Here is a 14295-nt window from a genome sequence, read left to right as displayed (position 1 = left end):
AGCGGGATTACCAACGCTTTATTCACGATCAAAGCTACTTTGCATTCCAAGGAATGGATGCCCCAACCGGATATTCTCTGAGCACCAGAACCTAGCGGTATCCAGCGCAGAAAGGAAGAAAGGCTACAACAACCCCTTATCTTTGAGCCAATTTGCCGCTGCCGTGGATGGGTCCAGTTTCTTATCGCCGGATACCTCGTCATTGAGCGAGCGTAAATCGTCGGTCGTCAGCACCGCGCTGATGCGGTTCAGTACCGCCTGCGCATCCTCGGGTACCCGTTTGGTGTTGATAATGGGGAGTACCTGCTGCGCCGGAATCATGTTTTTCGGGTCTTCGAGCATCACAAAATTGTTCTGCGTAATTGCCGGGGTGGTCGAGTACAAATCTACAACCTGCACGGTGTTATCCTGCAGGGCTTTGACGGTGAGTGCCCCTCCCCCGTCCGCAAGCGAGACGAATTCCGCCGGAACGCACCCGTACTTATCTTTGAGCCCCGGAATTCCGTAGGCGCGTTCGGCAAATTCGGGAGCGGCACCAATCTTCAGTTCGGTACAGACCTTCGCCATATCATCCAGGGTGTGCAGATTGTATTTTTGGGCGGTCTGCTGGGTGACGACTAAGGTATCTTTATTTTCCGCCTGCGAGGCGTCCAGAGCCTTGAGGTTTTTATCCAGCACCCCACCGAGCGCCTGCAGAATCTCTTGTTTGGTCTGCGCTGTGGAATTCTCGTCAAGATACAACAGCAGGTTGCCCGAGTATTCGGGAACCACGTCGATAGCCCCGGAGGTAAGCGCCCCCAGGTAGGCTTCACGCGCGCCAATCCCCAGCTGGGTGCTCGATTTAAACCCATTTTTATTTAGTGCTTGGGAGTATACTTCGGCGAGAATCTGCGACTCTGCGAACGCTGCTGACCCCACAATAATGCCGTCGTGTTCACCGCCGAAAACGTTTTCGCCGCTCAGCCCGCAGGCACTCAGCGCTCCTAACATCCCAAGGGCGCCAACAACACCCAATGCCCGCCGCCTGGTAACGCCGCGTGCCATTCCAGTCTCCGCCGTTCCTTGGCTTTTCGCGCTCTTTCCGGATAGAGAAGAACGATCGTTCGTGTTTCGGCGATGCGCCAGGCTCATGCGTGCGCCCCTTCCGTGTGCGAGTTTGCCGCATCCAGTGCGCTCTCGTGTTTCTGTTGCCTATGACGTTTGGATGCGCCTCCGCGCCCGCTTCCACCCCGCAAGGGCACGGGGGTCACGGCCCGCTGTGCTAGGGCCATGAGCGCATCCACCACAAAGGCGAGTACCGCTACCAGCAAGGTTGCCACGAGCATACGCGGATAGTCCCGCACCGCGAGTCCATCAAAAAGGTACCGGCCCAGGTTATTCCCATTAATGTAGGCGGCGATAGTCGCGGTCGCGATCACCTGCAGCACCGCGCTGCGCAGACCGCCCATAAACACCGGAAGGCCCAGAGGAATCTCAACCCGGCGAAGAATCTGCCCTTCGGTCATGCCTTGGGCGCGTGCCGCATCCACCACATCCGGATCAATCCCGGTCACGGCTTCGAGGGTATGCGCCAGCAGGGGCGCCACCGCGATAATCACGAGCACTGCGAGCGGGGGAATCGCGTTAACACCAAACCAGAGAGCAAGCAGGGTCAGCAAACCCAGGGCGGGCAGAGCGCGCAAAGCGGCGGTAAACCCCAGCAGAGCGTGCCCGCCGCGGCGTGTATGCCCAGCCCACAGCCCCAAAGGCACGGCAATCACCAGGGCAATCGCAACCGCAAACATGGTGATGCCCAGATGCTCGACGGTGCGCGCAAAAATGCCCTGAGGCCCTTGCCAGTTGGCGCCATCACCCAGAAAAGCGAAGGTGCGTTCTATAACATTCATGCGGTCCTCCAGGCGGTCAGGCGCCGTGCCGTGAGGGCAAGAAGCGCGTCGGCGAGGTAGGCGAGGACGGCGCTGAGCACCACGCCCGTGATAAGTTCGGCGGGTATACTACGCGCTAGTCCGTCGGTAAAAAGCGTGCCGAGCGAAGAAACACCAATAACCGCACCCACAGATACCATCGCAATATTTGCCACCGTCGCCACGCGGATACCGGCAAAAAGCACGGGTAAAGCGAGTGGTAATTCCACCGTGAAAAATGCACGAGCCGGGGTGTATCCCAGGGCGCGCGATGACTCCACCACATGCTCGGGAACCGCATTAAAAGCATCTACCCCGGAACGCACCATCAGCGCCATCGTGTAGATCGTAAGCGCCACAAGCACGTTCACCGGCGAAATAATGCTGGTCCCCAGAATCAGCGGCATGAGTACGAAGAACGCGATCGACGGGATTGTATAGAGCAGCCCGAAGCCGTGCACCAGGGCGTGCGCACCACTCCGGTAGGTTTTCGCGCCGTCTTCCCGCGCGCGGCGTCGGCTCGCATACCGCGCCACCGGAATCGACAGGGCGGTTCCCACAAGTACCGGAATAATGCCCTGGTACAGGTGATTGAGGGTCAAATCAAGGACGCGCTGGATGTTATTTCCCAACCAGTCCCAGTGCATCGAATCTGCCAACAACAGGTCCATACTATCCCCACCCAGAGGTCGATGCAGCGCCCTCGCCCGATACTGCGGCTTCGCGTGTGCGGCGGTAGCGTTCGCGGCGAATATACCGCACCTGGCGCATCACATCGGCAGGCAGCAAGGCACCCACGGACTGGCTAACGAAAGATTCCACAAAATCATTAGCGGGATTCGTCAAGATCTCTTCGGGGGCGCCATATTGGGCGAGCTTGCCGCCGGGGGCGAAGACCGCAATATTATCGCCGAGGAATAGAGCCTCATCAATATCGTGGGTTACGAAAACAATGGTCTTATGCAGCTCGCCCTGCAGGCGCAAAAGTTCTTCCTGCAGTTCGGTGCGCACGATCGGATCGACCGCAGAAAATGGCTCGTCCATGAGCAAAATAGAGGCATCCGCCGCGAGCGCCCGCGCGACTCCCACGCGCTGTGCCTGCCCGCCGGAAAGCTGAGCCGGGTAGCGCTGCGCTAAGGACGCATCCAAACCCACGGTGCCCAGAAGGTCAAGAGCGCGTTCTTTCGCCTGCGATTTGGAGGTGCCGTTCAACAGGGGCACGGTCATAACGTTCTCAAGCACGGTACGATGCGGCAGCAGCCCGCCGCTTTGCATGACGTACCCGATGGATCGGCGCAGCTTGTAAGGGTCTTGGTCTGCAATATTTTGCCCGCCGATGGTGATCGTGCCTTCCTGCGGCTCTACCATGCGGTTGATCATGCGCAGGGTGGTGGTTTTACCGCATCCTGAGGAGCCGACGAAAACGGTGGTTTCACCGGCGGGGATGCTCAGAGTCAGGTTATTGACCACGGTGTTAGCGCCGTAGCGTTTGGTGACTTGGGAGAATTCGATTCCCGCAGTGCGTGTTGCCTGCGCGGAGTTCGACGGTATGGTTTCTTGGGGAGTGGATGCTGGCATTCGATCTCTTCCGTATGCGCCGGTTTTGCCGCCGTGTGTACAGACGTTGTGCAAATAACACAACGTCTCCACCCTAACGGAAATTCCAGGAAATTGAAACGAACCAGCGTGTTTACCAGCCTGTTTGGCGTAGTCCTCTTCTCTTTCGGCGCAAAAGGAGCCTTTTAGGATGAGACGTATTTTCGCCGTTTCGTTCAGATAAAGAACCTTGTGAGCAGAGAGGTAAAGGGCACGGGCCCATGTACGAGGGCGGGCATCAGACTATAGGGTGCGTGGACTGGGAGCAGCCCGTGCTTAAAGAAAAAATCCGCCCCCACTGTAGAAGCCTGGAGGGCGGATTGTGGCTCCAACCTCAACACGATAAAATTTTCAGGGCGAGGGAGCTTAGACCTTAAATGTAGAGAATCTTCTACAGCCTTAGTTCTTAAGTTTTCAAACTCCTCAAGGGATATTTCGTGATTTTGTTTAGGTAAACTAGATATCAAATCCATGTTTACTGGTCTTTCGTTCCACCACCTTTCGGCAAAAGATACAGGGGCTTCTACCAATTCGCCACCCACATCAAGTTGACGACGAGGCAATTAATAAATATATTACATGTTATATCTGTCGTGTAAATTAATTTAATATCTATATCTAGAGTCTAGCTGTAATCCTCTTTAAAATTATTTATACGCTCTAGCCAGTTCTGAATAAGTGAGTCAACCAGAGTGGATTGATCTAAGTGTGCGGTATGACCCGCACCATCTAAAATCGCATAAGATGCATGCGGATAATTTTCAAGAATATTATATGAATCTATATAGCCCACAAGATTATCTTGACGCCCAGTTATAAACAGTGTAGGTCGATAAAACTTATAGCTCTTTGGTTCAGGAATTCCAATAAGCTCCGTATTAGATGCAATAGAATCAATAGTTTGTTTATTTAAACTTGAAAATGCAGGGAGAATATATTTGTTAAATTTTTCGAAATTTTCCCTCGTCTCTATAATGGATGTTTTTGTATATACGGATCGTTGGGCAGGATCTAAACTAGCCAAAAATGACTTATCTGTAATTACCGGAATTCGCACTGGCACATTACGTGCAGAATTATTCGCAATAATCTCAGGGCAAAGCATTCCTAAACCAAGAACTTTTTCTGAATTTATATATGTTAAAGCACGAGCTAACATACCCCCAAATGAATATCCAAAAATAGCAAACTCATCTGAACCAATTTCTTCATCAATAATTTTCTGGATATTATCAAGTACAGAACTATATCCATTTATGCCTGTTAAATAACTACTCTTTCCCATCCCTGGTAAATCGACATAGATACGTTTCCAATTACCCGAGAGACCAAATATACGATCTAGCGGCAAAAGCGAACGATGATCCAAAGGGAAACCATGAATACATAAAAGAGGTGTCCCATTGCCGAGAATGCGGGTATACATTCTATTTCCCCTTCCTTACGCAGAAGATCTGGCAATAAATACTAAGATATGCATCTCTGAAGATAAACTGTTACATTTCTATGCGAACTAAAACAGTTCACTTAGTCTATACACCATTGCCTTCTAAAGACTATATCCTTAAAGAACAGATAACAATACATATGCTCTATATAGCCATTATTTTCGAGCATCAATAAATAGTTGAACAAAATAATCCCATAGAAACCTTGCTAAACTTAAATATTACAAATTGCTACTCTATTATAATTTACCTTTCTCGCCTTCCTGAGTATTTATGAGTAGTAAAACTTGCGTCGAATACAAATATTTCCCAAATAGCAACCCATATTTCCTATAAACTCACCCTCCCTATTTATCTTACACATCGAACCTTATAATTTTACTGACAAAGCTTCATCCGTTGCAGCAACCACCTTTGGTAATCACCATATATACAATTTATGACATCTACTGTCATATATGAAATACTAATTTGTATGCGGGCTGATAGATTACTTTCCATCATATGGCTTCTGAGGGGACGTGGTCCCATGACGACTGCGCAACTATCTAAAGAGCTAGAAGTGTCGACTCGAACAATATTGCGCGATGTAGATGCACTCTCTTCAGCAGGAGTTCCCATATATACCGAACGCGGACCCCATGGGGGAATCAGGCTACTCGCTGAGTATAAGACTGATGTTAATGCGCTCACGGCTGAAGAAAGCCAAGCGCTCTTCGCATCCATTAGCTCATGGGGTCCAGACTCGTTAGGGCTAGGAAAATCACTTACATCGGGGCTCCGCAAGCTTCTGGCAGCCACTCCCAAAGCATATGTTGAACAGACTATAGATGTAGCTTCACGCGTTATTGTAGATCCTAAAGGGTGGTTACCAATGCCAGAGCATGAACAAGCTACTGATATCTTCTACCTCATCCAGAATGCAGTTTTTGGAAAATACTCTGTGCAGATTAAGTACCACGAGAAAAACAGCCCAAACACAAAGACAAAACTCGTAAACCCGCATGGTCTAGTTAGCGCTGGAGCATCATGGTATGTCTGTTTAACTAGTGATAAAAATATGGAAACAGTATACTTTCAAAAGCTTTCCCGTATTGAAGAGGTACATCCTTTGCCACATATTCCTATCCCAAAGAATGAGGACATAGACGTTGCAAATGAGTGGCAACGTCATCGTATAGAATTTCAGAAGAATTTTGTCCCACTAACTATATATGCATGGGTAAAGGATATACGGTGGAACGATATCAGGGAATGGACAGGCAGGGCAAATCCAATACCAAGTAGAAAGATACCTCCCTCGCCAACTGGGTGGACCTATTACCAGCTAGATTTTTTTGATTATTTACATGCTATGACGGTTCTTCTTCGTCTAAATGTAGATATTTATATAGACTCTCCTACAAACGTGCGGGACGATCTGCTAGCACTTATCCGAAATATTGAAAAACTCTACGGGTTCTAAGCGGTTGTGGTGCTATTTGGTTATTGGACAGAGGGTTATTCATTAGGGGTGGTCTTGGAGCCGAAAAATAGTGCCCGCACGACCGAGAACACCCGATGATACGAGCTTAGGAGTCTGCGGAAGATTGCAGACAGTGCCCGCCAGCATTTGGAGTGCGCGATTACCGTGTTCTACCACCCGGTGGTGGTGAATCTGACCGGCTAACCTGCTTCTCGTCATCGGTCAGTTTCCGCTGGGTGGCTTCTTCGGGGGGCAGGCTTAACCCTTGGTATCCCTTATCTGCTATCACGTTGTTCGGGTCTAGAAACTTATCTAAATCGTGGTACCGGTACGCAAACGCGTCATAGCGTGCCCGGCGACAGGGTCGGTCACTCCTCCACCAGCGGTGTCCCGTCCAGGGTTCAGAGGGTCTGGTGGTTAAGGCGTTTGCCGCTGTATAGACGCATTTTGCAGGGAAGCGGCGGCACAGGGAAAACGGGCGCAAAAGAGAAGCGGCTATAACAGCAGGACCAGGCACGGTTAAAGAAAAAATCCGCCCCCACTGTAGAAGCCTGGAGGGCGGATTGTGGCTCCGACCGGCGTCGATCCGGTGACCTTACGATTTTCAGTCGCACGCTCTACCAACTGAGCTACAGAGCCTTGCGCATCGAAGCAGATACGCAACGACCGCGTCTTCGTGATGAATTTCTTCACCTGAATCACGCGGCCAGAGCGACCCCGACGGGACTTGAACCCGCGACCTCCGCCGTGACAGGGCGGCGCGCTAACCAACTGCGCTACGGGGCCTTGTTGGATTCGGCAGGGGTATAATCTGCTTCTTCAACATGGCTTTGCAAATCTGAGGATTTGCAAGTACCCCCAACGGGATTTGAACCCGTGCTACCGCCGTGAAAGGGCGGCGTCCTAGGCCGCTAGACGATGGGGGCCCAGTCGATGCGAACGGGTTCTTTTCATCCCGTCGTTCGAACCTCAACTAGTCTATGACAGATTTTTAAGCCGTGCAAGCCGGATTCTTCAAAAACTTCTTCATACCCGCCGCACTCCCCCTTCTAAGATACCCTGCTCACCTACATAGTTACTAGTCAGAACGTATTTTATAGTCACCAGAAATTTCTCAAAATTTTTCTGAATAACCTCCGCAAACAGCACGAAATGACCGGGTAAGCGCCGCGCATCCCCTACACAGGTTCAGCAAAAAGGCGTAGAATATGCCGCGCGCACGCGCACACCATGATTTTGATACAAGAAATCCCCACCGGTTTCGGGCTGTGCCGAAGACCCGGCGGGGATTCTTCATTGCGGCTCATGTACCGCAGAAAATCGCTGCGTACAGCTATTACTCGCCGCGCGAAATACGAATCATCTCATCACGGTCAACAACCTTCACACGCTCACGTGGCTCGCCCTTCGCATCCTGTGATGCTGCACCGAGCGCCTTTTCGTGATCGTCCAGACGGTGCCAGCCTTCCCAGGTGGTATAGCGAATGCCCTTAGAATCCAGGTAATCGCTGAAGGTGTCAGCATCCGGTTCGGCAGCGGTGTACAGGTTCTCGCGGTCCTCCAACAGGTGGGTGATGGTTTCAAGTGCATCGCCCTTTGTGGAGCCAATCAGACCCACCGGTCCGCGCTTAATCCACCCGGTAGCGTACAGGCCGAGCACGTGCTCGCCGTTTTCATCGACCACACGGCCCTCAACGTTAGTAATCACGCCCTTATCAGCGTCATAGCCAACCTCAGGCAGCTCAGATCCGAAGTAACCGATCGCGCGGTACACGGCCTGCACGGGGTAGTCCACGAACTCGCCGGTGCCCTCGATACCGCCCTTACCGTCAAGCTTATTGCGTTCCATGCGGATGCCCACAACCTTGCCGTCCTCGCCCAGAATCTCGTGCGGGGACTGCAGGAAGTGCAGATGCAGACGGCGCGATGCGGTCTGCTCGCCCTCCTCCTGGTCGGTAAGCCAGGTGGTGAGGGTCTTCATCATGGTCTTAACCTGGTTATTCGTCTGAATAGCTTCATCCGAAGCCTCGTCGAACTCGAAGTCCTCTTCGTAGAGCACAATATCGACATCGCGGGAATGAGAGAGCTCGCGCAGCTCCAGGGGGGTGAACTTGATCTGCGCGGGGCCGCGGCGGCCAAAGACGTGCACATCGGTCACGGGCGAAGATTTCAGCCCCTCGTACACATTCTCGGGAATTTCGGTGACGAGCAGATCATCGGCGTGCTTAGAGAGCACACGCGCAATATCCAACGCCACGTTGCCGTTACCTAGCACCGCGATTTCCTTCGCGTTTAGCGGCCAGGTGCGCGGGTAATCGGGGTGACCGTCATACCACGAGACGAAGTCGGCAGCACCATAGGAACCGTCCAGGTCGATGCCCTTAATAGGCAGGGGCGCATCGTAAATAGCGCCGGTCGCAAAGATAATGGCGTCATAATGCTCGCGCAGGTCGGCAAGGTTCAAATCCTTACCGTATTCGACATTGCCGAAGAATCGAATATCACCGCGGTCAAGTACCTTATGTAGGGCGGTGATAATGCCCTTGATGCGCGGGTGATCGGGCGCCACACCGTAACGAATGAGCCCGAAGGGCGCGGGGTAACGGTCAAAAATGTCGATAGAAACCTCAACGGCTCCAGAGCGTACTTCCTCAGATTTGGTGAGCAGATCGGCGGCGTAGATACCCGCAGGACCCGCACCTATAACGGCAACGCGCAACGGGCGTGCAGCTTCAGACACGTATTTTTCCTTTCAAAGTTCACCCATAGGGCGAGCTTAGCCTTAACATCCTTGCTTATTTTAGCGGTCATGCCTGAGCAAACGCAGAAAACATGAGCTGAACCACTCAAAAGACACATTTTTCATGTTTTTATCCCAAGGATTTTGAAGGCTCCATCATTAATATTCCTGTCACGACTTCGGAATATGTGCGCGAGCATAAAATTCGTCACCTGCGTTACGAGAGCACAATAAAACCCACCAATGCAGTCTCGGTGGGTTTTTCTCATTCCGTCTTCCCGCATTGCCCGCTCTTATTGCCCCGCGAGCAGGTGGCTTTTGGCACGAACAGGTAGGAAAATCCTACCTTTTCGGCGAAATCCTACCTGCTCGCAGAATGAATACAGGGGTTAGACCGCGTGGAATTCCACGACTAGTTCTTCGCGCTCGCCAAAACGCACAAGGTGACGCTCCAGCACGCCTGCAAGGCTCTGTGCTTTCTCGTCGTCTTCGGCACGAACCTCCATGATGAGCGCATGGTTCGCATCATCGGCCACCAGATCGCCATACCCACGAAAGATACCGTCGCGATTAAAGATTAAGCGCAATCCACCAGGAATTTCCTCGGTACTAATTTTGCGACCCATATGTGAGCCAAGCTGTTTAATATAACGTGCCGGGCGGTCGGTACTGACCGTGGAACGCTGACGAACGGGCAGAGATTCTGCGGCTGGATACTCACTCATAACAACCTTCTTCATGCTTCAGGATGCGCGCCCAGCGCCAATTCCCAGGCGGCACATATCATCCTTAGGTAACCCTTATCTTAGCAGTGTTGTGAGCGTGTGCCGATGGGGTTTCGCCTACAGCGCGGGTGGTTCCCCCACGGAAAACTTACCGCCTAAAAGCGACCATCATGCGCAGACGCAAAGAAGTAGCCTTTTACGGGCTACTCCCCCTAGAATGTTGTAGTAACAAGAGCGTCACGCCCCACGGCTGGCGCTTTTCTTATGCGCATCCCCAACCGGCGGTTGCGCGCCCTACGAGAGTATCTACGGATTTTCACGAATGTCTTCTGAGAACACCGCGGCTCCCCAGACGCCTAAACCCAGCAGTTCGGGCGGCACACTGGACCGTTACTTCAACATTACCGAGCGTGGCTCAACTATCAGCACCGAAATTCGCGGCGGTTTAGCGACCTTCTTCGCCATGAGTTATATTGTGGTGCTCAACCCGCTTATTCTCGGCCTCACGCCCGATTCATCCGGACGTTCCCTCGGCGTGCCGCAGGTTGCCGCCATGACCGCGCTTGTTGCAGGCGTGATGACCATTCTTCTAGGCGTTTACGCCAAACACCCCTTCGCGATGGCGGCGGGACTGGGCGTGAACGCACTATTGGCGACTACGATAGCCACGACTCCTAACCTCACCTGGCCGCATATTATGGGGTTGGTCGTGTGGGCGGGCCTGCTCATGACCGCCCTCGTGCTGACCGGTTTCCGCACCGCCGTTTTCGACGCCGTGCCCGAAAGCCTGAAAACCGCAATCGTGGTGGGTATCGGACTCTTTATCGCCTTTGTTGGGCTGGTGAACGCCGGAATTATTCGCCGTGCAGAGACCGGCTCAACCCCTGTCGTGTTCGGTGTTCACGGGCATCTGCTCGGCTGGCCCACTCTCGTGTTTATTGTGGGGTTTTTCCTGACCATTATTCTGTATGTTCGTCAGGTGCGCGGCGCTATTCTCTACGGCATGCTCGCATCCACGGCACTTTCGCTTATTCTGGAGGCGGTCGCCCCCTCCGGCAGCGTGCAGGCTAACCCGCTTGGCTGGTCGCTCAATGTACCCACCTGGGACGGCAGCGGTTTTGGTCTGCCCGATTTTTCGCTTCTGTTCTCCGCAGATCTTTTCGGTGCCTTCAGTTCTTTGGGTGCAATGGCCTCAATTCTGCTGGTGTTTACCATCCTCATTTCGGCGTTTTTCGATGTGATGGGCTCCATCATGGGTATGGCAGTCGAAGCCGGTTCTATCGATGAAGACGGCAAGATCGAAGACATCGACCGTCTACTTCTGGTAGATGCGCTGGGCGCGGTCGCCGGTGGCGGCACCTCAACCTCAACCAACCAGGTATTCGTGGAGTCGGCAACCGGTATTGGCGCGGGTGCCCGCACAGGTCTGGCAAATGTGGTGACAGGTGTGCTCTTCCTGGGCGCTATTTTCCTCTCTCCCCTGGTGACGATTGTCCCCTTTGAGGCGGTCGCCCCCGCAATGGTGTTCGTCGGGTTCCTGATGGTGCGCCAGGCGGTTAATGTCGATTGGAACGATCTTGCCCTGGGAATTTCGGCCTTCTTGACGATCGTCATCATGCCGCTGTCGTATTCGATTGCGCACGGTATTGGTGCCGGGTTTATTTCGTACACGGTTATCCGTGTGGCGACTGGTCGCGGACGCGAGGTGCACTGGCTCATGTACGTGGTTTCGGCGGTGTTTACGGTGCATTTCGGAATGGGCCTGATTGAGGGGTGGATGCGTTAGAGCATCTTTCTCTCTCCCCTCCCATCGTAAAAAGAGCCTTGATCGTGAAAACTTCAGTCACGATCAAGGCTCTTTTTATCACCCACTTTTACCCCTAAAGGCGGATATACATCCCCGCACCCCGCTAAAGACCTGAGAATTTCCTGTCAGTAGCGCATTGAGGGTTAAACGTCATAGAATAATGTGGTAACAAAAGCGTCACACCCACCATAAGGGTTGGGCGCTTTTCTTATTGCGGCGCAAACCCGCGCACGCATCCTACGAGAGTATCTACGGATTTTCACGAATGTCTTCTGAGAACACCGCGGCTCCCCAGGCACACAAGCCCAACGCATCGGGCGGCGCACTGGACCGTTACTTCAAAATCACTGAACGAGGCTCATCTATTTCAGCCGAGATTCGTGGCGGTCTCGCCGCGTTCTTCGCTATGAGTTACATCGTCGTCCTCAACCCCCTGGTGATCGGCACCGGCGCAGACTCGGCGGGAAATATCCTTGGCGTGCCGCAGGTTGCCGCGGTCACCGCACTCGTCGCCGGCGTGATGACTATCCTCATGGGCGTCATTGCTAAACAGCCTTTCGCGATGGCGGCGGGCCTGGGTGTGAACGCGCTGCTGGCGTCCACAATCGCAACCACCCCCGGGCTGACGTGGGCAGATATTATGGGCTTGGTGATTATCGCCGGTCTTATTATGACCGTGCTGGTCCTCACCGGCTTCCGCACCGCCGTATTCGAGGCGGTCCCCGAGAGCCTCAAAACCGCAATTGTGGCGGGAATCGGCTTCTTTATCGCCTTTATCGGACTGGTTGATTCCGGGATCATCCGCCGCATGCCGGATGCCGCAGGAACTACCGTTCCCGTCTCGTTCGGCGTGGGTGGTCACTTACTTGGCTGGCCTACTCTCGTGTTTATTTTCGGTCTTTTCCTCACCATCGCCTTGTTTATTCGCAATGTGCGCGGCGCTATCCTCATTGGCGTGGTGGCTTCTACCGCGCTGTCTATCATCCTAGAGGCTATTTTCCATATCGGCAGCGGCAAGGGAAACCCGACCGGCTGGTCGCTCAATGTTCCCGCGCTCAATAATTTTTCCTTCTCAGCCCCCGATTTCTCGCTTATCGGGTCTGCACGATTCGGCGCGTTCGGCGCTATCGGCGTGCTGGGCGCATCCCTGCTGGTGTTCGCTATTCTGCTCTCGGTCTTCTTTGACGCCATGGGCGTTTCGGTGGGCTTAGCAACCGAAGCGGGCACCATCGATAAGGACGGCAAGGTCGAGAACATTAACGAGGTTCTGCTCGTGGATGCGGTCGGTTCCGTGGTCGGCGGCGGCGCATCCGGCTCTGCGAACCAGATTTTTGTGGAGTCGGCAACCGGTATTGGTGAGGGTGCCCGCACGGGCCTGGCAAATATCGTAACCGGTGTGCTGTTCCTGGTGGCGATTATCGCCTCGCCGCTGGTGACGATCGTTCCCTTTGAGGCGGTCGCCCCCGCTCTGGTGGTTGTTGGGTTCCTGATGGTGCGCCAGGCTGTGCATATCGACTGGCAAGACTGGGGTCTGGGTATCCCCGCGTTTATGACCATTATTTTCATGCCGCTGTCGTACTCGATCGCTAACGGTATTGGTGCTGGGTTCGTCTCGTACGCCTTTATCCGTCTGGTTCAGGGTCGCGGGCGCGAGGTGCACTGGCTCATGTACGTAGTGTCTGCAGTATTCGTCATCTACTTCGGCATGGGTATTATCAACGGTCTCACGCACTAGCGTTGGCTGATCCCGGGTATATATCGGGTGTAAAAAGGCTCTTTTTGAAGAGAAGCGGCGGAAAACTACGCTTTATTCAGAAAGAGCCTTTTTATACACCTATGGGGGGGGTGTAGATATGCGCTCGAAAACGTCAGAAATTTCACGGCTGCAGGTATACAACTTCACCCGTTTTTCCTGGTATTCTTCGCATAGGTTTACTTTCAGGTAAACCCAATTCAACGCACCTATACACGCAGACAACGCGTTTGAATGCGAACCAGCCCCGCCCTCTTGCTCAGAGACGGCGCGGGCTGGCTCAGGTTAAACCGAGAATTCTATCGGTCGCTTGGACGGCATAATTCTTTCATAATGCGCTCGGCCCTCTCTTGTGCACGCTCATCCACCACGCCAATATCGCATGCGTGCAGCAGGTCTGCCGCCACGTGCAGGCGCAGCACGCGCGGAAGGGCGGAAACCTCGCGCAAAATCACGTTCGCCCGCTCGGGTGGGGCAGGTTCCAGGATCCAAATCGGGGCAAATTTTGTGAGGTCACTGGGCAGAATGTAGGCGTCTATTAGAGGGGTTTTCATCCCCGAAAGTTCGTGCCGAGCCCCGGTGAGCGCGAGCGCACTCGCACCCGTTCGCAGCAGGTCGCTCGTATCGTAGGGTGCCACGTAGTAGTGCACAGTCATACCGGTGCGCTGCGTGTACTGCTGGAGCGCATCGAGTCCGCAAGCGCAGAGGATGCGGGCGCGTTCAGCAGCGATGCGGCGCGCATCCGGGGTAAGCAGGTGCCCTCCCCCGTTGAAATAGAGGGCGAGCTCGTCGAAAGATTCCTGCGAGATAACGTCACTCATGGATTGACTTCCTCTACCCCGTGAACGGGGTAAATT

General features: G+C 53.5%; 12 protein-coding genes and 3 tRNA genes. 3 read left to right on the top strand and 12 right to left on the bottom strand.

Annotated features, from left to right (window positions below; all coding sequences use genetic code 11):
* Window positions 1-123: 123 nt before the first annotated feature.
* The 5 genes from HMPREF2804_RS01925 to HMPREF2804_RS01900 all read right to left on the bottom strand — a co-directional run bounded on the left by HMPREF2804_RS01925 (window position 124) and on the right by HMPREF2804_RS01900 (window position 4926).
* Window positions 124-1044 (bottom strand): ABC transporter substrate-binding protein, encoded by a 921-nt coding sequence (locus tag HMPREF2804_RS01925; RefSeq protein WP_179918997.1) that lies wholly within the window; start codon window positions 1042-1044, stop codon window positions 124-126.
* Window positions 1045-1127: 83 nt separating this feature from the next.
* Window positions 1128-1886: an ABC transporter permease gene (locus tag HMPREF2804_RS01920; RefSeq protein WP_070627024.1), complete on the bottom strand. Its 759-nt coding sequence runs from the start codon at window positions 1884-1886 to the stop codon at window positions 1128-1130.
* On the bottom strand, window positions 1883-2575 hold the full coding sequence (locus HMPREF2804_RS01915) for an ABC transporter permease (RefSeq protein ID WP_013398405.1): 693 nt from the start codon (window positions 2573-2575) through the stop codon (window positions 1883-1885). The genes HMPREF2804_RS01920 and HMPREF2804_RS01915 overlap by 4 nt, the downstream gene beginning before the upstream one ends.
* A 1-nt stretch (window position 2576) precedes the next feature.
* A complete protein-coding gene (locus HMPREF2804_RS01910; RefSeq protein ID WP_070627023.1) occupies window positions 2577-3482 on the bottom strand; it encodes an ABC transporter ATP-binding protein in 906 nt (301 codons plus the stop codon).
* A gap of 643 nt (window positions 3483-4125) precedes the next feature.
* On the bottom strand, window positions 4126-4926 hold the full coding sequence (locus HMPREF2804_RS01900; protein WP_070627021.1) for an alpha/beta fold hydrolase: 801 nt from the start codon (window positions 4924-4926) through the stop codon (window positions 4126-4128).
* A 461-nt stretch (window positions 4927-5387) separates the two neighbouring features.
* Here HMPREF2804_RS01900 and HMPREF2804_RS01895 point away from each other — a divergent pair, with 461 nt between their 5' ends.
* Window positions 5388-6413, top strand: coding sequence for a helix-turn-helix transcriptional regulator (locus HMPREF2804_RS01895; RefSeq protein WP_210399304.1), 1026 nt, complete (start codon window positions 5388-5390; stop codon window positions 6411-6413).
* Between the two features lie 42 nt (window positions 6414-6455).
* Here the strand turns inward: HMPREF2804_RS01895 and HMPREF2804_RS11055 are convergent, their stop codons facing one another.
* From HMPREF2804_RS11055 to HMPREF2804_RS01870, 6 genes are all read right to left on the bottom strand, one after another.
* The gene (locus tag HMPREF2804_RS11055; RefSeq protein ID WP_168164898.1) at window positions 6456-6632 is read right to left on the bottom strand and encodes a hypothetical protein; all 177 of its coding nucleotides are present in this window, start codon (window positions 6630-6632) and stop codon (window positions 6456-6458) included.
* Between the two features lie 347 nt (window positions 6633-6979).
* Window positions 6980-7052, bottom strand: a tRNA-Phe gene (locus HMPREF2804_RS01890).
* A gap of 73 nt (window positions 7053-7125) precedes the next feature.
* Window positions 7126-7199 (bottom strand) — tRNA-Asp (locus HMPREF2804_RS01885).
* Between the two features lie 67 nt (window positions 7200-7266).
* Window positions 7267-7339, bottom strand: a tRNA-Glu gene (locus HMPREF2804_RS01880).
* A gap of 410 nt (window positions 7340-7749) precedes the next feature.
* The gene (locus HMPREF2804_RS01875) at window positions 7750-9153 is read right to left on the bottom strand and encodes an FAD-dependent oxidoreductase (protein WP_070627019.1); all 1404 of its coding nucleotides are present in this window, start codon (window positions 9151-9153) and stop codon (window positions 7750-7752) included.
* 389 nt (window positions 9154-9542) lie between these two features.
* Entirely contained in the window at window positions 9543-9878 is a 336-nt protein-coding gene (locus HMPREF2804_RS01870; RefSeq protein ID WP_048780084.1) for a DUF2218 domain-containing protein, read from the bottom strand.
* Between the two features lie 322 nt (window positions 9879-10200).
* Here HMPREF2804_RS01870 and HMPREF2804_RS01865 point away from each other — a divergent pair, with 322 nt between their 5' ends.
* Both HMPREF2804_RS01865 and HMPREF2804_RS01860 read left to right on the top strand, forming a co-directional pair.
* On the top strand, window positions 10201-11664 hold the full coding sequence (locus tag HMPREF2804_RS01865; protein ID WP_070627018.1) for an NCS2 family permease: 1464 nt from the start codon (window positions 10201-10203) through the stop codon (window positions 11662-11664).
* Window positions 11665-11950: 286 nt separating this feature from the next.
* A complete protein-coding gene (locus HMPREF2804_RS01860) occupies window positions 11951-13420 on the top strand; it encodes an NCS2 family permease (protein ID WP_070627017.1) in 1470 nt (489 codons plus the stop codon).
* A 317-nt stretch (window positions 13421-13737) separates the two neighbouring features.
* Here HMPREF2804_RS01860 and HMPREF2804_RS01855 read toward each other — a convergent pair whose 3' ends face one another.
* The gene (locus HMPREF2804_RS01855; RefSeq protein ID WP_070627016.1) at window positions 13738-14259 is read right to left on the bottom strand and encodes a hypothetical protein; all 522 of its coding nucleotides are present in this window, start codon (window positions 14257-14259) and stop codon (window positions 13738-13740) included.
* Between the last annotated feature and the right edge of the window lie 36 nt (window positions 14260-14295).

This window comes from Rothia sp. HMSC065G12 (assembly GCF_001811455.1).
Lineage (GTDB): Bacteria > Actinomycetota > Actinomycetes > Actinomycetales > Micrococcaceae > Rothia > Rothia dentocariosa.
The sequence above is the reverse complement of the archived record's forward strand: the minus strand, read 5'-3'. Positions and strand labels throughout refer to the sequence as shown.